Consider the following 20534-nt stretch of genomic DNA (forward strand, 5'->3'; position numbering starts at 1 on the left):
AAGAAGGTGAAATGAATGACGCTTGTCATTATAGGAGGCGGGCCAGCAGGATATGTGGCGGCAATAACTGCCGCCCGTTTTGGCAGAGAGGTTGTATTAATCGACCAAGGCCTGTTAGGAGGTACCTGCCTGAATGAAGGCTGTATTCCAACGAAAGCACTTTTGCAAAGCGCCGATATGTACGAGCATGTGAAATCAGCTGGACATTTTGGAATTGAGCTTTCAGAAAAGGAGCCTGTTATTCATTGGGATGCCGTTCAAAAGCGGAAGCGGTCAGTCGTCAAGCAGCTGACTGATGGCGTTCGTTATTTGATGAATAAAAACAAAATCAGCGTGTTAAATGGGAAAGCATCATTTCTTTCAGCCCATGAGCTATTGATAGAAAGTGAAGGGAAATCTGAAATCATTCAAGCCAAACAATTCATTATTGCTACGGGATCAGAACCTGCTGCTTTACCTTTCGCCCCATTTGACAGAGAGTGGATCATTGATAGTAAGGATGCCATGACGCTCCCTTCAATACCAGATTCGCTTTGTATCATTGGTGGAGGGGTGATCGGCTGTGAGTTTGCAAGCATCTTTAGCAGAATGGGATCAAAGGTTGTCATGGTGGAACAGGCAGCACACATTTTACCTGAAGAAGATCACGATACAGCTAACTGTCTTCACGATCAGCTTCAAAAAGCAGGTGTAGAGATTTTGACATCAGCAGCAGTCAAACAGCTTGATGCAAGCTCAAAAAAAGTGGCCGTTGAGAAGGTTCATGGGGAGCGCTGTGACATCCAGTCTGATCATTGTTTAGTCGCCATTGGCAGAAAGCCGAGGCTGGAAGAGCTGAATCTTGAGCAGATCGGCATTGAATTTGACAGGAACGGCATCTGCGTGAATGAGCATATGCAAACCAATCTCCCGCATATCTATGCGTGCGGTGATGTGACAGGCGGCGTTCAGCTTGCTCATGCTGCTTTTCATGAAGGAACGATTGCGGCATCACATGCATCAGGGGAAGATGTAAAGGTCAATGAACACGTGATTCCAAGGTGCATCTACACGTCTCCAGAAATCGCTAGTGTCGGTTTAAATGAAGAGAATGCTAGAAAACAATATGGGGAGATTCAGATAGGGAAATTTGCATTCTCTGCAAATGGAAAAGCACTAATTTTAAATCAGCCAGCTGGTCAAGTAAAGGTCATTGTCGAACCGCAATATCAAGAAATTTTAGGTGTATCCATCATCGGACCGAATGCCACAGAACTGATTGGACAAGCGGCGGTGATGATGCATACAGAGTTGACAGCTGATACATTAGAGCAGTTTATTGCGGCACATCCGACACTCTCTGAGGCGATACACGAAGCCTTGCTGCAAACAAATGGACGAGCGGTGCACTGCTGATAGAGAAACCTTCTATCCGATTGACTTCCTGGGTCAGCCAATAATTGAAAGCGTTTTTATAATTATCTATAATGGATAAAAAGCCCCCAGAGGAGAGGATGGAATGAATCCGACGCCTTGTTATTTAAATACTTGGAAACGTTTTGTTCATGAAGGTTTGCTTGATAGGTCTCGTCTGGATAAGAGAGTGATGGAGTCATGGCACAGATGTAAACAGGCAAATGTGAACCCGTATTTAGATAAAGGACAGTCGTTGTTAGAAAAGGAATTATTCAGTGTTCAAAAAAAGAAGTACTCACTCTTTCTAAATGCCGCTCTTCCTTACTTAAATAAAATCAGTCAGCAATTAAAAGAATCTGACATGATGGCTTTACTCATCGATGCAGATGGTTATGTGCTAAGTCTGACAGGAAGCCAAAGGACGCTGGTAGAAGCGAAAAAAATAAATTTTATGGAGGGTGCGCGCTGGACCGAAGCCGATGTGGGGACGAACGCTATTGGAACGGCACTGGTCATTGGGGAAGCTGTAGCGATCAACGGAACTGAGCATTTTTCAGTCGCTTCCCACCATTGGAGTTGTTCAGCGGCCCCTATTCGTGATGCAGACGGCACGATCATAGGAGTCATTGATATTTCCTGTATGGCGGATCAAAGGCATCCTTTTATGCTTGGAATGGCTTCAACAGTTGCATATGCCATAGAGAGAGAAATTCAGGTCCAGCAAAAAAGGAAAGAGATGGAGCTGATCAGTCATTGTCTCCAGCAGGTAGAAGCGGACGAGCCGTATGTTGTCTGTAATGAGAAAAAGCAGATTGTTTTGGCAAGTAAGCCGATTAGAGACCGATTTTCAGACTGGTATGGAATGGATGTTGAGTTGCTCACGGGTGATACATTTGTTACACGGGACAAGCAGATCATTCAGTCAGAGCAGGACGGAAAGATGCTTGGGATGTCTTTTTCGCTTGAAGAAGCAGCGAAGAGCAATATAACCGTTTCTTTTGCTCAATTTCCCGGGGAATCTGGAACAAGTACGGTATTTCAACAGACGCTCAGCAAAATAAAACGAGCGGCACAAACAGATGCAAATGTCTATATTTGGGGAGAAACAGGTACAGGGAAAGAACTGGCCGCTCGAGCGATTCACTTAGCTAGTGAAAGACATGAAGGACCGTTTATTGCCGTTAATTGTGGAGCCATACCTGAAAGCCTGTTAGAAAGCGAACTATTTGGTTATGCTGAAGGTGCTTTTACAGGGGCAAAACGTCATGGAGCAAAGGGGAAATTTGAACAGGCGCATAAAGGAACGCTCTTTTTAGACGAAATTGGCGAAATCCCTTATGCGATGCAAGTGGCGCTTCTTAGGGTCATTGAAGAAAGGAAAGTCGTACCGCTCGGCGGGACAAACGAAATCCCCTTGGATATGAGAATCATTACAGCGACACACCGGAATATGAACGAACTGCTGAAGGAAGGAAAAATACGTGAAGATTTGTATTACCGTCTTCATGTCTATCCAATCAACATCCCGCCGCTTAGAGAAAGAAAAGAAGACATTGTTGATTTATATCGTTATTACCAAAAGAAACACCAATGGAATGCGACATTTCCTGAATCTTTTTTTCGTAAGCTAGAAGCGTACCATTGGCCAGGAAACATACGAGAGCTTTTTAATCTGTTTGAACATATAAGGGTACTGTTTCCTAAAGGAGGATGGATTGGTGAATCGCAATATGCGGCGGTATTAGAGGCGATGGATCAGAAAAAGCAGAAGCTGCATCTACCAGAGTATACCGAGAATCCAAAAGAACTCACGTTTAGGGAACGCATTCAAAAGCAAACAGTGATAGACGCACTTCACAAAACGAAGGGCCATGTGTCAGAAGCAGCGAGGTCAGCAGGCGTGCCAAGAAGCACCTTTTACAAGTGGATGCGGAAGTATAAGCTGTCATGAACCCATAGAGAGCGCAGCAGCAAGGAGGCCTTGGTCTTTCAATTAGAGGTCGGGGTCTTTCTGTCATGTCTAAACAGAAAACAAAAAGGAAGGAAGAAAGGCTTGACTGTTATATTAGTATATGTTAAATTATAAAAGCCGTCGCTAATGAGACAGGAATGAAACACTTAAAAATTCTTGACACATTTTTCTGGCATAGATATAATGAAACATGTCTATTATTCCGCAGTAGCTCAGTGGTAGAGCTATCGGCTGTTAACCGATCGGTCGTAGGTTCGAGTCCTACCTGCGGAGCCATAATGGAGAAGTACTCAAGTGGCTGAAGAGGCGCCCCTGCTAAGGGTGTAGGTCGCGTAAGCGGCGCGAGGGTTCAAATCCCTCCTTCTCCGCCATTATTGTATGGCCCGTTGGTCAAGCGGTTAAGACACCGCCCTTTCACGGCGGTAACACGGGTTCGAATCCCGTACGGGTCATGTTTTGTTTTTTGATTCGTTGGGCTATAGCCAAGCGGTAAGGCAACGGACTTTGACTCCGTCATGCGTTGGTTCGAATCCAGCTAGCCCAGCCATTTTTTATATGTTTTTCTGCATAGCAGATGAGCCATTAGCTCAGTTGGTAGAGCATCTGACTTTTAATCAGAGGGTCGAAGGTTCGAGTCCTTCATGGCTCACCATTGTCACGCGGGTGTGGCGGAATTGGCAGACGCGCTAGACTTAGGATCTAGTGTCTTTATGACGTGGGGGTTCAAGTCCCTTCACCCGCATTGTTTTTTCAAACAGTGCACTTATGAATATATGAGCACATCATACATGCGGTCGTGGCGGAATGGCAGACGCGCTAGGTTGAGGGCCTAGTGGGTGAATAACCCGTGGAGGTTCAAGTCCTCTCGGCCGCATCAATGATACCAAGGGTTGTAGACCTTTGGTATTTTTATTTTATATAACTTCTAAATAAATCTGTCCAAAATCTGTCCACTCACCGTAAGTAAGTGGACTTTTTTTGTTAGAGATCGATATTTTTATATAATGTCGTCCAATTTTTCAGCCATAGCCTTTTGTTTGTTAGGAAATAAGTGACCATATACATCTATTGCTGTCCGAATAGATGCACGTATCCCCCATTGAGCGCCAATTTCAATAAGCTTCCTCCAGTCAGATAATCTGTTCTTTTTTGTTTTGTTTCTGGTAGGAGGAATGCTCCTTTCCTGGTTAGCTCAGTCGGTTTTTTTACAGTGCGGTATAAAAATGTAGCAGCAACTTCATGAGGATTCGAAATAAAAAGGTACCGCAGCACAAGGATACCTTTTTAAGATCAGCATTTATTTTTAAAGACTACATACAAGCATTTTAATTGGCAAAGGTTGATTCCATGGAAATTTCATATCGTATCGACTGATTAATATGAAGATCCCTGACTCACTGATTGTGCAACAATCTGCCGTACTTCCCGAGCTAAATGTGTAGCATGTAAGGTAGCCTGCCAAATAACCGGACTAACTGCAGATTGACTGATGGATAATGCCTGTTGAGTGGATGGAACCATTGGACTCAGCAGTCTTTCTGCCTCGTCTACTGAAGATGCATATTGTTGGCCTGCTGCTCTTCGAAGGTCAGCTATCGCTGCAGGAAAGTTTGACCATAGACGAAGTATTGAATTCATACAGCCAATCATAAGAGCAAAATGAGGAGCTCGACCTTGTCCTGCGGCAAGAAGCTCAGCTGCACCTAAGGCAGAATAAACGTGATAACTCAATGGAGTTAGATATTTTGCGTGTACAATATGAAGCTCACGTAATCCCAAGTATCTGGAAGGAATCTGAATTCTGAACTCATACCGCATCCAAGAGCAAGTGCTCTACTGACAACTTGCAGATGTTTCACTACGGTAGCCATCGAGCGTTGGAAAGAGGATGAGTGTACAGGGATATGTTGAATCGTAGATAAAAGGCTACGCATTTTTTCATTTGCCTGACTCAAATCAGGTTGTTGTCTAAAATTATCGAGATAATACGGATCAGAATAATAATACATATCTAAACTCCTTTTATTAAATGTCTTTTAGGAGTAGGTTATGCACCTAGATCATTTTTTGATAAGGGTATTCGTCTAATTTATCGATCATGCAGTCGGGGAAGACTGATCAATAAAAAAATGTCTTCATTGAAATGAAGGGCTTAATAAGAAGATTCCATAGATTGTTTTTCTTTTAAACGCTTTTCTAATACATCTGTCATATATAGAAAGTGATTTGCTTCACGCAAAACATGATCTGCTAGTAGAGGATTGATCACATTTTTGATTTGACATGATTTAATCATCTCTAATCCTGCTTTTTTGAAGTTTCTAAGCTCTGTCGTAGCGTCCTCGCTATCATCATTGAGCTTAGCAATAATAGGGTAAGTTGGTTTTTTTCTAAACAACATGGATTCAACATCTCTAGCCTGATTAAGCAAAACCTCGAAATTATCTCCAAATTCACTGGCTTTATGAACAAGTTTACGTTCGGATTGGTCTAATAGTGAGGCAATAAATCTGGAATGTTCCATCATAATTCTCAGCCAGAAAACATTTTCACTAATAATGGCGTCTTGAATAGGGTCAAGTATGCCTTTGTTAAATTTTTGAAGTGTTCGCACGAAATATTCTGCTTCACGAGCGATGTGATCAACCAGCAATGGAAAGTTAAACCCTGAAACCTTGCAGTTAATGATCAATATAAGTAAATTTCTTTTGAAATTTCGAAAACCATATGCTAGATCAATACTATCTTCATTTAGTTTACGTACAGCTTGGACATTGTTAGGCGTTTTATAGGCTCGTTGTTCTTGTTGTTCAAAATAATAATGAAAACGGTCTGTTTGTTGGATAAACTGTTTATCTTTACGATTAAATCCTTCGCCAAGAAATAAAGCATGTTCTTTCATAATACGCAGCCAGAACTTATTTTCAATTAATGAACGTTCAATAAATGTTTGTTCTGTTAAGGATTCAGATGGTGCTGCTAATCTTTCTGGTGGTTCCAACATAGGATTATTCGATTGATACTCCTGATCTAGAAATTGATTGTTCATGACATCCCCCCCTATAACTTATACTTTTCTAGAAATATATGAGGCATTGAATCTAAGTATGAGGGAAGGTGGAAATAAAGACTTTTAAATTCGGGTTTATGTGAATGTGAAAGAAAAGGTGAAAACGGAATTTAGAGAGTTCAATGAAAGGAAGATTGGTATCGGTTCACAAAGTTGAGGGCCTAGTTGGTGAATAACACGTGGAGGTTCAAGTCCCCTCGGCCGCATCTAAGGAACCAAAGTTTGTAGACCTTTGGTTTTTTTGTATCCTCTAAAGTATAGTTGCCAGTCATGATGCGGTTGTTGTCCATAAGAACATCATGAATAAATTCTTTTATTCAGCTTCTAGCTTCCTTTCATTTTTTATATTGTTAAATAAAGGTTTCGATGAGATAATTTGATAAAATGGAATTAAGTTGCATAAGGTCAACTTCAAAAAATTTATAAGCTCATGACCAATTCATGATTATCCAGAAAATACAGCGATTTGTGTCAACATAAAAATTGGTTGACTAAATTAGCCTGTCCCTATAAAACTATTCAATATGAAAAAGGAGTTATAGCATGATAAAAAGGTTTTCTCTAGTTTTACTTACTCTAATGATGTCTATAGTTGTTATGCTAGTGGCTGCCCAAAATTCCCCTGGAGATAATGTCATTTCATTTGATCAGCCTCGCATCTTAATAATATCAATTGGAATAGTGGTTTTTTTATTCATTCCTCCGTTGGTGATGTCTTTTTTCAGTAACTTGATTGTGAGAACTATATCTGGTGTATACCAATGTTTTATTGTTCTCTCTTTTCTGGTACTAATTCCAATAGGATTTTTTATTCCAGATGGCTTTTTGACAATTGTTGTTTCTATCGCAGGAACTTTAGTCAGCGTAGCTAGTCTTATAGTAACTTTAATAATAGATAGGAATAAAAATGTTGAATATTAGCTGAAATAGAAATGACATCAATTTTCTAAGAGTACAGTAATGTTTTCGTTATTACCACTTTTAAATAATACTGACAGATGTCTGAAAAATGGAATGACGTTATGAACTTGTTTATTCCTTTCGAGATTGAACGTCCATTTTTTAGAAAAAATTATCTTAAAGTCAGAGAAGAACAAAATTATGTGGGATCGTTGATTTTGTTCTTTTAAATCCTAAATTGCAATTATTTCCGATTCATGCTACAATAAGAATAATTATTTTTGTTCGGCGTAAAGGATAGCATGAAGAAAGACTTTTCGTCTTGAGGATACTTTGGGCAAGGATAGTATAATACATTGTGTGGTATACGCACGAGGAGGCAACAAACATGGAACAAGGTACAGTAAAATGGTTTAACGCAGAAAAAGGTTTTGGATTTATCGAACGTGAAGAAGGCGACGATGTATTCGTACATTTCTCAGCTATCCAAGGTGACGGATTCAAATCTTTAGACGAAGGTCAAAAAGTAACATTTGACGTAGAGCAAGGTTCTCGTGGAGCTCAAGCTGCTAACGTTCAAAAAACTGCTTAATCTTCATCCTTTTAAAACAGGTTCTCTGTAGAGAGCCTGTTTTTTTATGCTTTCACGCATTTTTTCAATAAAAAACCCTACTCAGCGTACAAGTAGGGAGGTGTTACAAGGTAATCGTAAAAAAATTCATGCTTCAAAGGTTTATCAACAGTATAGCATATTGGATTTACAATATGCGGAATTTGCCTAAATAAATTCTTTTTTTCTTTAATAAATTGAAGGATGGAAATGTTCGTAGAGAACATGTATTCAAAAATGGTGAGTGTGGAAGAGGTTCTTAACAGAAACTTTTAATTTGTTTTTCTGTAATCCCTTTGATGACTTCTAATTCACTTAGCAAAAATTCATGGGCATCATCCAGCATTTTCTTTTCACTTGCATTGAGTGCTTTCTCTTTCTTCATACGCATCAGATCACGCACAACTTCAGCACCTTCTTGGATGTTACCCGTTTTTATTTTGTTTGTGTTAATTGTATGCCGTTCTTTCCATGTCAGTAATTGATCTGATTTGCCATGCTGGAAAATGTGCATTACATTCTTTAAAGCCAGTATATCTGTAACAGGTCTAATACGTGAACCTGACATTTTCCGTGTTGGAATCATTACTTTCATATGACTGATTGACATTTTAATCACATAATACTGTTGTTTTTCATCAGAGAATTCTTTTTCTTCTATGGCTTCAATTATACCTGCTCCGTGCATTGGATAAACAATGTTATCACCAATTTGAAACATATCATCCACCTCCATATAATGTATCTACTTTAAGGGTACCACACTTATGGGGAAAATAATCAAATTTTCAATAATAACATGTTTATTTATTTGTTGTCAATAAATTTTGTTCTAAAAAAGGGGGGTTATTTTGTGGGAATTTTGGATGTGTTTTTTTTCATTTGAACATATCCTCCTCGCTATAAGAAAAACAGGAGATATCCACAATAACAGCTCGGGTGCCAGCCTTTATATCCGTATCAAGTCATTCAAACGTAAACAGCTGTTTATGAGGAAATCATGTTAAAAAAAGACCAGCCATTGAGCTAGTCTTTCAAAAAAGAATCCGATCACAACGTCGAAATATCAATCACAAACCGGTAACGAACATCACTTTTCAGCACTCGTTCATACGCTTCATCAACTTGATTAGCATTGATGACTTCAATTTGTGGTGCGATGTTGTGAGCAGCTGCGAAATCGAGCATTTCTTGTGTTTCTTGGATGCCGCCAACGAGTGAACCAGCTATGCTGCGGCGGCCGGAAATTAATGAAAAGACGTGGAATTGATCCGGCTTAGGCGGTGCACCGACGTTCACCAAGGTTCCATCTACACGGAGTAAGGACAAATAGGCATCCACATTAATGTTGGCAGAGACCGTATTGAGAATAAGGTCATACTGTCCGGCTAGTGTCTGAAACGTATCAGGATCACTTGTAGCAAAATAGTCTTTTGCGCCAAATGACAGTGCCTCTTCTTTTTTATTCAAAGAGCGGCTCAATACCGTCACATCAGCGCCTAGAGCACTCGCGAATTGAATAGCCACATGACCGAGTCCGCCCATTCCGACAATCGCAACCTTTTTGCCAGGGCCTGCCTTCCAGTGCTTTAATGGAGAATAAGTTGTAATGCCAGCACAGAGAAGAGGGCTTGCGGCATCAAGGGGCAGTTGATCAGGAATGCTGACAACAAATCGTTCAGTCACGACAATTTTTTGACTGTAGCCGCCATAAGTCGGCTCCCCGTCATAGTCACGGCTGTTATACGTTTGGACGACCCCTTTTGTGCAATACTGCTCGTCTCCATTTTGACAATACTCACAGGTGCCGCAGGAATCCACAAAGCAGCCAACACCTACACGGTCTCCGATCTCAAACTTCGTCACATCATCCCCTACAGCTGCAACGACCCCAGTGATCTCATGACCTGGAACCATCGGGAAAATGCCGCCGCCCCATTCATCAAAAGCGCTGTGGATATCTGAATGACAGATCCCGCTAAATTGAATATCAATTAAAATATCATGTGGACGAAGCGCTCTTCTTTCAATGGTCGTCCGTTCAAAATTCGCTTTTGCATGTGATACACTTAAAACGTTTGATTGGTGCGTCTGACACATTCTTGATCATCCTTTCAAAAATAAGATTCGATTCTTTCCTCTATACTGTACGTCTTAAAGTGAACTATAAGTCAACAGAAAACCTTCTGTAATAATAAATCCAGGCTGTTACAACATTCTGATATCAAGAATTGAGCCAAAAGCATCTTGCTTTCTTTTTCAAAATGGAGATGATGAGGAAAGGGAGATCGGAAGGTAAGAGAAAGAAGGAGGGCACAATGAAAATAGCACAAGCAGCAAAACAGCTTGATTTATCCACTGCGACACTTAGATATTACGAAAATATTGGTTTGATTAGGGAAATCAAACGTGATGATCATGGGATTCGTGATTATACAGAGGATGATCTTCAATGGATTGAATTTATCAAGTGTATGAGAAATGCAGGGCTCTCGATTGATGCGCTTAGAGAATATACAGCCTTATTTTTTGAGGATGATGATCATACGTTATCTTCGCGAAAAAACATTTTGGTCAATGAACGAGAAAGACTCGTTCAAAAACAAAAGGAAATCGAAGAGACCATTAAACGATTGGATTTCAAAATAGAAAGTTATGAAGATATTATCCACAATCATGAGAAAAAACTCGCTCATCAGCTGAAAACTCATTCTAATTAAACGAAGAAAAACCTGTGACTTGTCACAGGTTTTTTGATAGAGTTATCTTTTTGTGTAACGCACCCAGTTATAATGTGCGTGGAGCGGGGTAACACCGTTGTAGGAGCCGAGCCATTCATCGACACCTGCACCATTCCACAGGTTCATCATAATTTTCCCTGGTGTTTGAGGAATTTGAGTGGTGGCGGTATGCTTTAATTGTCCATCGACATACCATTTGATAGAGTTTGGCTGCCAGTCAAATGCATACGTGTGATAAGAGTTCGCTGCATCGAAACCAAGGTTGACGATCTTTTCATGATTTCCTACACCATTGGTATAGTAGTTAAACTGTACCTTTGTCGTATCTTTTCCTAGAAATTCAATGTCAATCTCATCCCAAGGCGTGCCATCAGTCGGTCCCGTATAAGTGAAGAAAGAAGAGACGATCCCCACATTTTTGGCTGGCTTCATGTTGACTTCATATAGCCCATAGCCGTAAGTTTGTGTGGAGCGGTTTTCTCCGCAGTCAAATTTATTATAGGCGGGACTTGTGAGCGATAAACGCATTTCACCTGATGAGGTCATCGACACGTTATTTGCACGCCACGTACAGTTAAACATGTTTCCATTCGAGTATCCATCGGCTTTTTGCCATAACCCCGTATTATAGTTGTTAAAAGGTTCATAAAACGATCCACCCGTTTGTGCCGAGGCACCCGCTGTAAATGTGGACAAACTCAAGACTAATCCAGTGACAAGCAGCATCAACATTCGTTTCATACGGTACATATTCGCATTCTCCTCTCCTTTTATGGAAGCGCTTTCTTTATTGATCATACATGATTCTTTCAAAAGGGAAAATCGGTCTAAATAATGATAAACAGTGTGCATTATTTAATAGAATTGAAAGAAGGATCATAAGTAAAAAATAATGATTGACATTGCGGACAGTTGTCCGTAAGATAATATCGGGACAATTGTCCTAAGAAAAACCTAAAGTGTTTTGATTTAACACATAGAGATAAGTGTCATGTGGATGAAGGTAAAGAAGGTGAGCATGGTGGAAAAGGATATTGGGGAGGAAATTGAAGAGATTGCATTCTCCTTGTTTCAAGAATTTGGTGTAGAAAATGTCAGCATGCATAAAATTGCGAAAACAGCTGGTGTTGGGCAGGGTACTCTTTACCGCCGCTACGCCAATAAAAGTGATTTGTGCCTTTCTATCCTTGGGGAGAGATTTGAACAGCTGATACCAGCTTTGCATCTTTACTTGAGCAAAATAAGTGATCAGCCGGTCCGTGAACGTTTGCGCTATGTTCTCGAAGAAATTCATCTCATCGTCGGTCACCATCTAGACTGGATTCGGATACTTACAATATCTGGGAATTTAGAGCAGACAAGTAAAGTGTATGAGAGTCATTACAGTCAATCACTTAGACAAATCATTCGTGATTTGCTTGAGGAAGCGAGAGAAAAGGGAGAAGCGAATATACAGGACATAGAACTGACAACGTTATGTATGTCCTCTCCAATGACGCCTGAGCTCATGTTTTATATACATGAATCTGGCTATTCAATCGAAAGAATCGCTCAATTTGCTGCAGAAAAACAGATTTTATCCGTCTTTCAATAGACATGAAAGTGGCTCATTTCTGACCACCCTGACTTCCTAAGGTTCATCTAAATTGAAAAAGAAAAGGAGCCAACTTAATATGAACAAACAGAAAGCAGCAGCTTCTGACATTCGAACGCTGCCCATAATTATTTCTTTTATCACGGCTGGATTTATTGGCCTGTTCAGTGAAACGGCATTAAACATGGCGCTGAGAAGTTTAACGTTAGACTTTGGAATTGAAGCGACGACTGCTCAGTGGCTGACAACAGGATATTTATTAACACTTGGTATTCTCGTACCGATTTCAGGACTCATTCTTCAATGGTTTACGACAAGACAGCTTTTCATTACATCGCTCGTCTTTTCAATCATCGGAACATTTATTGCGGCGGTTGCGCCGGTCTTTAGTATTTTAATGGTAGCACGTGTCGTGCAGGCAGTCGGTACAGCATTGCTTCTGCCATTGATGTTTAATACGATTTTGGTCATCATCCCGCCTCATAAACGAGGCAGATCGATGGGGATTATTGGTCTTGTGATCATGTTTGCACCAGCAGTCGGTCCAACCGTCTCCGGTCTTATTCTGAAATCGCTGACGTGGCATTGGATTTTCTGGATTTCACTTCCTTTATTAATGGCTGCACTCGTATTTGGTTATATCTTTATGCAAAATATTACAGAACCAACAAGACCGAAAATCGATATCTTATCAATTGTGCTTTCAACCATTGGTTTCGGCGGAATTGTGTATGGCTTTAGCAGTGCCGGTGAAGGCGGCGGCTGGAGCAGTATGCATGTGATCGTGGCAATTGTAGTAGGTGTCATAGGGATTCTTGTGTTCTCCTTAAGACAGTTGAACATGAAAGAACCAATGCTGAACTTAAGCCCGTTTAAATATCCAATGTTTGTCATTGGGTTACTTCTGATTTTAGTGTGTATGATGGTGATGCTGTCTGCTATGATGATTTTACCATTGTATCTGCAAACATCCTTGGCGCTTTCTACATTTACAGCAGGTTTAATGCTATTGCCAGGTGGAATTATCAACGGACTCCTATCTCCAATCATGGGTGGTCTATTTGATAAGTTTGGTCCAAAATGGCTTGTCATTCCAGGTCTTGTCATTGTCGCAGCGACGATGTTTGGCTTTACGAATCTAAGTGTGAATACGTCGATTGGATTCATTGTCACCCTTCATATTACCTTAATGATCGGAATCGCGATGATCATGATGCCTGCTCAAACAAATGGATTGAATCAGCTGCCGCCAGAGCTATATCCGCATGGTACAGCGATTATGAATACATTGCAGCAGGTGTCAGGAGCCATTGGTACTGCGGTCGGTATCTCGATCCTTTCTTCAGGCGCCCGCAGCTTTATGGAAAATGTGTCTGATCCCGCAAATCCGGTGAATAAGCTGCTCGCCTTTACAAATGGCGTCCAGCACGCATTTATCTTTGCAGTAATCATGACCATCGTTGGTTTAATTATTGCTTTCTTCATTAAACGAGTGAAGGTAGAACAGCAAGTATCATAAGAGAAATCAAAAGCACTGAGGACATAGCGCCGCAGTGCTTTTTTATTTGCTCAATGCTTGTTTCAAAGAGAGAGGAAAAGGGGAGATAGGTAAAAAGTGAACCAATGAAAATTGCAGTAGGAGGAGAAGAGGAAAAAGGAACGAATGAGTTAGAAATGAATATGAAAGGAGTCTGAGATCATGAACTTAGAAGAACAAATCAAAATCGCTGCGTCATTACGCCAGCCATCTGAAGGTTCATTACCGAGTCAATCGGAACTAAAACCGGTAAATCCTCCTGAAGTGAACAAAATGGAATATGACATTCCAACAAGTGCTGGCGAAACAAAGGTGTGGGTATTTAAGCCAGTGAACACACAAAAACAGCTGCTTCCTGTTTTTGTGAATTTACATGGCGGCGGATTTATCATGGGCAGTGCTGAAATGGATAATCCCTGGTGTCCAGTCATTGCAGACCGGGCGCAATGTATCGTCGTCAATGTCGAGTATCAGCTTGCACCCGAGCACCCTTTCCCAGCCGCTCTTCATGAATGCTACGATGTACTGAAGTGGCTGTATGAACATCCTGAGGAGCTTCAAATCGATCGGAATGCATTAGCCATTGGCGGACATAGCGCAGGAGGAAATTTGGCAACGGCTGCTTGTCTATTGAATATTCAAAGAGGAAATACACTCCCAATTGCCTATCAAGTGCTTGATTATCCGCCGCTTGATCTAGCCACTGATCCAGCACAAAAGCCAGCGTTTAAAGAAGCGATCCCAGTTGAATTGGCGAGGCTCTTTAATGCCTTCTATCTGCAAGGCCAAGATCCGCACAATCCGCTCGTTTCTCCGGTTTTTGCAGATCGTTCATCCTTAGCACAAATGCCTCCAGCTCTCGTCATCACAGCAGAGAGGGATTCGCTGGCTGAAGAAGCCGAACAATATGCTGCCAAGTTAAAAGAAGCTGGGGTAGACGTCACGTACAAACAATTTAAAGGCGTTCCACACGGCTTCACGCACGCCGGAGATTTAGCCATAGCTGAAGAAGCTTGGCATCTGATGAGTGATCAATTGAAGAAGGCGTTTGAATAAGAAAAGTAGAGTGATTCAAAAGCACAGGAGACAATGGGCCTGTGCTTTTATTACTGTTTCTGAAAAAAAAGTGAATGTAAAAAGGGTCAGATATCTTTCCTCAAGGAATTATCCCTGGCTACTATATGAATAAGACTCATTGGAATTCCATTTACCTTGATGCAGACATTCCATCCTCATTTGTAGAGGAGTTAATCGAACATTCCTACCAATTGGTTTTTCAAAAATGAACAAAAAAATCTCAACATGATATCCTCCAAAATGATTCAAAAGGAAATGACTGAGGAGCTGTCCTAAGTTAGACATGCTGCCCTTTGACTCTCTTCAAAATTGACTTGAGCGAAACGCTGTCGTTATAATTTAACCAGTTAGAAGACGCGAATAGGGGGATATAAAATGAGTTATACAGTCATTACAGGAGCAAGCTCAGGTATTGGATATGAGGCGGCTCTCGCCTTTGCAGCACGAGGGAAAAATCTTATATTAGCTGCACGCCGGCTCGATAAACTCCAAGAATTGAAAAAGAAGATTCATGATCAATATCCCAATATCAAAGTAGTCATACAGTCAGTCGATTTAACAAACATAGAGCAAGTGTATTCATTTTATGAGTCATTGTCTGATTATGAGCTGGATACGTTCATTAATAATGCAGGGTTTGGTCACTTTGGCTCTATAGGAGAACAAGATTTAAGTAAAATTGGGGATATGCTTCATCTGAATATCGAAGCATTAACGATTCTATCCACCTTATTTGTCCGTGATTATGAGCAAGTAGAGGGAGCGCAGCTCATTAACATTTCTTCACGAGCTGGCTATACAGTCGTCGGCAATGCCGTCACCTATTCGGCCACGAAGTTTTACGTGAGTGCCTTTACCGAAGGACTGGCACTAGAGTTGAAAGGAAAAGGAGCCAAATTACAGGCGAAAATATTAGCACCTTCCGCGACAGAATCAGAATTTGCAAAGCGTTCATTGGATGTAGACGAATTTGAATATGAAGGCAATTTCAAGAAATATCATACATCAAAAGAAATGGCAGCTTGTCTGCTTGAGCTTTATGACAGTGAAAAAACAGTCGGTATTGTGGACGGAAAGACATTCGAATTTGAATTAAAAGATCCGATCTTTTCACATGCTGGTACAAGTATGAAATAACGATTCCCATCACTGAGGTAGATTTCCTTAGTGATTTTTTTATGGCATGATTGGCTGTGTGGTCAAGCATAGGAGAAATGTAACAAGTGAAGGCGATTAAGCATTAAAAAATTGCCCTTTGTCACTTTACAGAAAAGGATTTTGTACGTCCTAGGAAGATCGTTCAAAATGGATACCGATTATTTGATGAGAAAAATGCTTTAAAGAAACTAATGAAAAAAACACCTTCGCGTTAGGTGTTTTTTTCATGCATTCTTTGATAAAACAAAGAATCACAAGTCCAGTAGATAAGACTGCTCATGATGATGATGGGTAAAGACGCTTGACTCCCAATTCCATCAATGAAAAAGAGCATGACAACCATTGCAATCAGTAAATACGCAGCTAAATAAAGAGGATGGAAAGCCTTTGGCTGCAAAGAAAACAATAACTGCAAAGGAACCGCAAAGACGAAATAAAAAACAAAAAAGATAGGAATATAAAATATCAGAAACGTAGGCTCAGCTTGAATAGGTGGAAATAAGCAGACAAACAAGCCGAGTAAAATAGAGCTGATGAATAGAGTGATTAGGATTTTGTAAAAGGGTTGAAGCGAATGCAAAATGTATACTCCTTTTTTGTAAAATTTACTATATTTTATCATAAATTCATTAACAAGCATCAGTTATTTTTAAAATACGCCACCTTCAATACTCAACTTAATTACAGCAAATTTAGGTAATAAGAATTGAATAAATCATTAATATAATGCCCTTTTTACCTTTATTTGGTTCTATATCTTTAGCCTCATGCCGATGAATGAAGGTATGGTATAAAGTAAAGCCTATAGAAAGAGATTTAGCCATGAAATCCATCAAATGAGGAAAAGAGATGATCCAATGAACATGACAAAATGGTTAGGTGCTGTCCTTCTTTCTGTTTTATTATTGGTGACAGCAGCCTGTGCGAACACAGGCACTCAAGAGAATACTCAAAGCGAAAAAGAAAACGTATCCAATGAAACAAAAGAGAAAAACAAGGCGGTTGAAACAGGGAATAAGTCCTTATCAAATATTAAGGTATTAGCCACGGGCGGGACGATTGCTGGCAGTTCAGACAGTGATACAGATACGACGGGCTATAAATCTGGTTCACTCGGCATTGATAAAGTCATTGCTTCCGTTCCACAGCTGAAGGATATTGCAAATGTCACGGGTGAGCAGGTTGCGAATGTCGGCAGTGAAAATGTTGATAACGCTCTTCTTTTAAAATTAGCCAAGCGAGTGAATGAACTATTAAAAGATGATCAAGTAGATGGCATTGTCATCACGCATGGAACAGATACACTTGAAGAAACAGCTTACTTTTTACATCTGGTTGTTAAAAGTGATAAGCCTGTGGTGGTCGTTGGCTCAATGAGACCAGCATCCGCAATCAGTGCGGATGGTCCGCTTAACTTGTATCATGCAGTGAAAATTGCATCAACCAAAGAAGCAAAGGGCAAAGGGGTCATGGTCACATTAAATGACCGAATTGCATCAGCTCGATTTGTTACGAAAACAAACACGACTACAACCGATGCGTTCAAGTCACTTGAGCAAGGATACATCGGAGAAGTTACTGGTGAAGTGGTGTCCTTTTATAACGAACCGACAAGAAAACATACGACTGAAGGTGAATTTGATGTATCAAAGATAAAAGAATTACCGCAAGTCGATATTTTATATGGCTATCAAAATGATCAAAAATATATGTATGATGCAGCAGTAAAAGCAGGTGCGAAAGGGATTGTCGTCGCTGCAGTAGGAAATGGAACGATGTCAACAGAAGCCATCAAAGGGGCAACAGATGCAGTGAAAAAAGATGTGGTTCTTGTGAGGTCAAGCCGTACGGGTAATGGAATTGTCACCCATGAAAAAACGGATGATGAACATCACTTTGTGTCGTCTGATTCATTAAACCCGCAAAAAGCACGTATTCTGCTCATGCTGGCACTAACGAAGACAAATGATCCAGATAAAGTGCAAAGGTATTATGAACAGTATTAATGGAGAAAAAGACCCGAAAGACATCGGGTCTTTTTTCATGCATTTTCAGCACGTTCCTTTAAAGAGAGTAAAATATCTCGCCAAATATCGTCTACATCAGTAAGAAAGTGCCCTGCTTGATCGATATAATGGGTTTTGACGTTTGGAATCGACTGAGCTATTTTTTCTATTTCTACAAATGGAGCCATCGTATCTTCTTTTCCATGCCAGACATCAACAGGGCTTTGAATATCTTTCATATCGAATGCCCATGGCTTTGAAAGTAAAATGGGTTCACGAATACATTCATCCACCGATTGACGAGTCGCTTCGTATAAATGGGTCATCATCATCTCTAACTGCTCATCGGTTTGAAGGAATTGCCGATCCCACGGATGTAAATGCTTGTTCCCGTTTTTGGCCAACTTCTTAAATTTCTCTGGTTTGTTCTCAATCATTTTCTTCTGGGAACGATAGCTTGCTTTCAATAGCCAAGGAAACTTCTTACTAAGGAAAAAAGCCAATTTGTTTTCTTTCAGCATACTTTTAGGCGGTTTCCCGTTCTGAAAAGGGGTTGTACTTGAGATCAGTGCAGCTGAAAGGACGCGCTCCGGCAATTGATAGGCACAACCAGCAGCGAATGCGCCGCCTCCAGATACACCCATCACTGAAAAATGTTGAATACCAAGATCATCTGCCACTTCCAGCACGTCTTTTGCCCAGTCTAAAATTGTACGGTCAGGTAGAGGGGTAGATAAACCAAATCCAGGTCGATCAACACAGATGAGACGAATGCCGAGTTCTTGAGAGATTGGATCATCATCTAAAAACATCACTCTTGATCCAGGTGTCCCATGAAAAAAGAATACTGGAAACCCCTCAAGATCACCGTATTGAGTCAAACCGATGTACCGGCCATCTTGTAAATGAATGCTTTGCATATTTTCATCCCCTTAATAGTTTAGATAACTTAAATGTTGATGAGAGAAACACCGTATTAAGGCGCTTCTTTTGCAATCTGATAGATTTTTTCGTATAGAGATAGTAATGTTTTTAAATCTTCTTTTGGAAGCTTTGCATAGTATTTTTGTATAAGGTGCAGTTGAATGTCTTCCGTATTCTTGTGATAGTCATGGCCCTTTTGAGCACAATCAACAATGATTTCTCTTCGGTTATGTGGATTAATTTCTCGTTTGACATAGCCGAGCTTCTCAAGCTTTGATACAAGCTGGCTAGCTGCGCTGGCAGAAATCGAAAAGTAATCAGCTAATTCATTGATTGTTCTCGTTTTCGTGCGCAATAGCTCAAGTGTCAGCTCTTGTTTGGCTGATAAATCTGCATACTCATGTTTTAAGAATCGCTGATACTCTTCTACATAAATTGAGCCTAGAGCATTCGAGTATTCAATGATCTTTTTACCGTAATGAATGATTTCCTCATCCAATGACATCACCTCTTTTCTATTATAGGCAATCTTGATATTTAAGTGAAGTTAAATATAAAGAAAAGTTAAATGAATGACGGATATACTTGAAAGGGAGATCACCGGTATATCCACTTTTTCATCAAAAAGGGACAAAGAATACTTCCCATGATTCCCGCACATTCATAAAATGTCGTTGGCTTGAATTTGAACACGTAGTACGCCAAAGTAGCCATGAAAAGGTCGCAGAAGAAAAATACGTATAAGTCCTTTTTGGTGATAGCGCAAATGACTGTTCTGTTTGTTTTCACATGAATCACTCCTTATGAAGTCCAATGCCTTTTTCATTGTATTATGAGGAAAATCCATTTATAATAAAAAATAAACCAACTGGTCGGTTTTATTTTTTCCGCATGAAGAAATGCAGGGTAGAAAGGGATTGTGACACATGACAAGTACACAAAGCGGGGCTGGAAAGAGTGAGAAGACGAAGCAAAAAATCGTCACCGCTTCTCGTGATTTATTTGCGAAAAAAGGATATTCAGAAACATCCGTGCGCGATATTTTAGAGGCTGCTGAGGTGAGTAAAGGCAATCTCTATCATCATTTCAAAGGAAAAGAGTTTTTGTTTCTTCATATTATGGAAGAGGATCATCGTTTGATGATGGAAACGTGGCATGAGGAGAAGAAAACACAGCACCGGGCTGTCGATAAGCTCGCTGCATTTGCAGAGATGCTCAGTCAAATGGGCATTAACTACCCATTAATGAGAGCGAGTGAGGAATTTTGTGCCAGTGCTTTTGCATCAGACGAAGTCATGGAGCGGCTGAACAAGATTGATGTCGATTTTGATGATGTGATGAGAGATATCTTACTTGAAGGAAACAAAGATGGCAGCTGGTCGATCCAGCATGTGGAGTCAAAAGTGAAAATATTACTTTCCGTTTTTTATGGATTAGACGTGTTATATAAAAATGACACCATTGAGCAGAAGAAAGAGTTACAAAAAGAGGCGATCTCATTGTTTATTCACGGAATCAACCATCATGAGTAACAAGTGAGTCAGTAAAGG

Annotated in this window: 18 protein-coding genes, 7 tRNA genes and 2 pseudogenes; 19 read left to right on the top strand and 8 right to left on the bottom strand. The window is 40.4% G+C overall.

Going from position 1 to position 20534, the window contains the following annotated elements:
• Positions 1-15: 15 nt before the first annotated feature.
• The 9 genes from lpdA to MHB41_RS02650 all read left to right on the top strand — a co-directional run bounded on the left by lpdA (position 16) and on the right by MHB41_RS02650 (position 4241).
• Entirely contained in the window at positions 16-1395 is a 1380-nt protein-coding gene (gene lpdA, locus MHB41_RS02610; protein WP_267542881.1) for a dihydrolipoyl dehydrogenase, read from the top strand.
• A 103-nt stretch (positions 1396-1498) separates the two neighbouring features.
• On the top strand, positions 1499-3346 hold the full coding sequence (locus tag MHB41_RS02615) for a sigma-54-dependent Fis family transcriptional regulator (protein WP_267542882.1): 1848 nt from the start codon (positions 1499-1501) through the stop codon (positions 3344-3346).
• Between the two features lie 222 nt (positions 3347-3568).
• Positions 3569-3643, top strand: a tRNA-Asn gene (locus MHB41_RS02620).
• 4 nt (positions 3644-3647) lie between these two features.
• Positions 3648-3738, top strand: a tRNA-Ser gene (locus tag MHB41_RS02625).
• A gap of 9 nt (positions 3739-3747) precedes the next feature.
• Positions 3748-3819 (top strand) — tRNA-Glu (locus MHB41_RS02630).
• Between the two features lie 20 nt (positions 3820-3839).
• Positions 3840-3914, top strand: a tRNA-Gln gene (locus MHB41_RS02635).
• Positions 3915-3943: 29 nt separating this feature from the next.
• A tRNA-Lys gene (locus MHB41_RS02640) sits at positions 3944-4019 on the top strand.
• A gap of 7 nt (positions 4020-4026) precedes the next feature.
• Positions 4027-4109, top strand: a tRNA-Leu gene (locus MHB41_RS02645).
• Positions 4110-4157: 48 nt separating this feature from the next.
• Positions 4158-4241, top strand: a tRNA-Leu gene (locus MHB41_RS02650).
• Between the two features lie 123 nt (positions 4242-4364).
• Here MHB41_RS02650 and MHB41_RS02655 read toward each other — a convergent pair.
• From MHB41_RS02655 to MHB41_RS02665, 3 genes and pseudogenes are all read right to left on the bottom strand, one after another.
• Positions 4365-4454 (bottom strand): annotated as a pseudogene (locus MHB41_RS02655) (hypothetical protein); the annotation flags it as partial.
• Positions 4455-4741: 287 nt separating this feature from the next.
• Positions 4742-5098 carry a hypothetical protein gene (locus MHB41_RS02660; protein WP_267542883.1) on the bottom strand — a complete coding sequence of 119 codons (357 nt, stop codon included), beginning with the start codon at positions 5096-5098 and terminating at the stop codon, positions 4742-4744.
• Positions 5099-5519: 421 nt separating this feature from the next.
• Positions 5520-6416: a DUF2935 domain-containing protein gene (locus MHB41_RS02665; protein WP_044335098.1), complete on the bottom strand. Its 897-nt coding sequence runs from the start codon at positions 6414-6416 to the stop codon at positions 5520-5522.
• A gap of 564 nt (positions 6417-6980) precedes the next feature.
• On the opposite strand from MHB41_RS02665, the gene MHB41_RS02670 reads away from it, so the two are divergent.
• Entirely contained in the window at positions 6981-7358 is a 378-nt protein-coding gene (locus tag MHB41_RS02670) for a hypothetical protein (RefSeq protein WP_034284113.1), read from the top strand.
• Positions 7359-7725: 367 nt separating this feature from the next.
• On the top strand, positions 7726-7929 hold the full coding sequence (locus tag MHB41_RS02675; RefSeq protein ID WP_003214229.1) for a cold-shock protein: 204 nt from the start codon (positions 7726-7728) through the stop codon (positions 7927-7929).
• Between the two features lie 277 nt (positions 7930-8206).
• Here the strand turns inward: MHB41_RS02675 and MHB41_RS02680 are convergent, their stop codons facing one another.
• Together MHB41_RS02680 and MHB41_RS02685 are read right to left on the bottom strand one after the other, a co-directional pair.
• Positions 8207-8668, bottom strand: a complete 462-nt coding sequence (locus MHB41_RS02680) for a CarD family transcriptional regulator (RefSeq protein ID WP_098677662.1) — start codon at positions 8666-8668, stop codon at positions 8207-8209.
• 329 nt (positions 8669-8997) lie between these two features.
• Positions 8998-10047 (bottom strand): NAD(P)-dependent alcohol dehydrogenase, encoded by a 1050-nt coding sequence (locus MHB41_RS02685; protein WP_098677661.1) that lies wholly within the window; start codon positions 10045-10047, stop codon positions 8998-9000.
• A 218-nt stretch (positions 10048-10265) separates the two neighbouring features.
• Between MHB41_RS02685 and MHB41_RS02690 the strand changes: the two genes are divergently transcribed.
• The gene (locus MHB41_RS02690; protein ID WP_008346757.1) at positions 10266-10667 is read left to right on the top strand and encodes a MerR family transcriptional regulator; all 402 of its coding nucleotides are present in this window, start codon (positions 10266-10268) and stop codon (positions 10665-10667) included.
• A 42-nt stretch (positions 10668-10709) separates the two neighbouring features.
• On the opposite strand, the gene MHB41_RS02695 is transcribed toward MHB41_RS02690, so the two are convergent.
• On the bottom strand, positions 10710-11438 hold the full coding sequence (locus MHB41_RS02695; protein WP_046313988.1) for a glycoside hydrolase family 16 protein: 729 nt from the start codon (positions 11436-11438) through the stop codon (positions 10710-10712).
• 271 nt (positions 11439-11709) lie between these two features.
• On the opposite strand from MHB41_RS02695, the gene MHB41_RS02700 reads away from it, so the two are divergent.
• The 6 genes and pseudogenes from MHB41_RS02700 (at position 11710) to MHB41_RS02725 (ending at position 18060) form a co-directional block, all read left to right on the top strand.
• Positions 11710-12282, top strand: coding sequence for a TetR/AcrR family transcriptional regulator (locus MHB41_RS02700; protein ID WP_098677671.1), 573 nt, complete (start codon positions 11710-11712; stop codon positions 12280-12282).
• Positions 12283-12361: 79 nt separating this feature from the next.
• A complete protein-coding gene (locus MHB41_RS02705) occupies positions 12362-13801 on the top strand; it encodes a DHA2 family efflux MFS transporter permease subunit (protein ID WP_217008894.1) in 1440 nt (479 codons plus the stop codon).
• 180 nt (positions 13802-13981) lie between these two features.
• On the top strand, positions 13982-14875 hold the full coding sequence (locus MHB41_RS02710) for an alpha/beta hydrolase (RefSeq protein ID WP_217008895.1): 894 nt from the start codon (positions 13982-13984) through the stop codon (positions 14873-14875).
• A gap of 101 nt (positions 14876-14976) precedes the next feature.
• A pseudogene (locus MHB41_RS02715) lies at positions 14977-15105 on the top strand (MmcQ/YjbR family DNA-binding protein); the annotation flags it as partial.
• 166 nt (positions 15106-15271) lie between these two features.
• The gene (locus MHB41_RS02720) at positions 15272-16033 is read left to right on the top strand and encodes an SDR family NAD(P)-dependent oxidoreductase (protein WP_034284105.1); all 762 of its coding nucleotides are present in this window, start codon (positions 15272-15274) and stop codon (positions 16031-16033) included.
• A gap of 878 nt (positions 16034-16911) precedes the next feature.
• Complete coding sequence (locus MHB41_RS02725) at positions 16912-18060, top strand: type II asparaginase (protein ID WP_340899293.1); 1149 nt, start codon at positions 16912-16914, stop codon at positions 18058-18060.
• A 35-nt stretch (positions 18061-18095) separates the two neighbouring features.
• Here the strand turns inward: MHB41_RS02725 and MHB41_RS02730 are convergent, their stop codons facing one another.
• Both MHB41_RS02730 and MHB41_RS02735 read right to left on the bottom strand, forming a co-directional pair.
• Positions 18096-18980: an alpha/beta hydrolase gene (locus MHB41_RS02730; RefSeq protein ID WP_268420927.1), complete on the bottom strand. Its 885-nt coding sequence runs from the start codon at positions 18978-18980 to the stop codon at positions 18096-18098.
• Between the two features lie 56 nt (positions 18981-19036).
• Positions 19037-19489 (bottom strand): helix-turn-helix domain-containing protein, encoded by a 453-nt coding sequence (locus MHB41_RS02735; protein WP_024427804.1) that lies wholly within the window; start codon positions 19487-19489, stop codon positions 19037-19039.
• A gap of 421 nt (positions 19490-19910) precedes the next feature.
• On the opposite strand from MHB41_RS02735, the gene MHB41_RS02740 reads away from it, so the two are divergent.
• A complete protein-coding gene (locus MHB41_RS02740) occupies positions 19911-20516 on the top strand; it encodes a TetR family transcriptional regulator C-terminal domain-containing protein (protein ID WP_340899287.1) in 606 nt (201 codons plus the stop codon).
• The last annotated feature ends 18 nt before the right edge of the window (positions 20517-20534 follow it).

The organism is Bacillus sp. FSL H7-0578 (assembly GCF_038630855.1).
In the GTDB taxonomy this organism is placed as follows: domain Bacteria; phylum Bacillota; class Bacilli; order Bacillales; family Bacillaceae; genus Bacillus; species Bacillus safensis.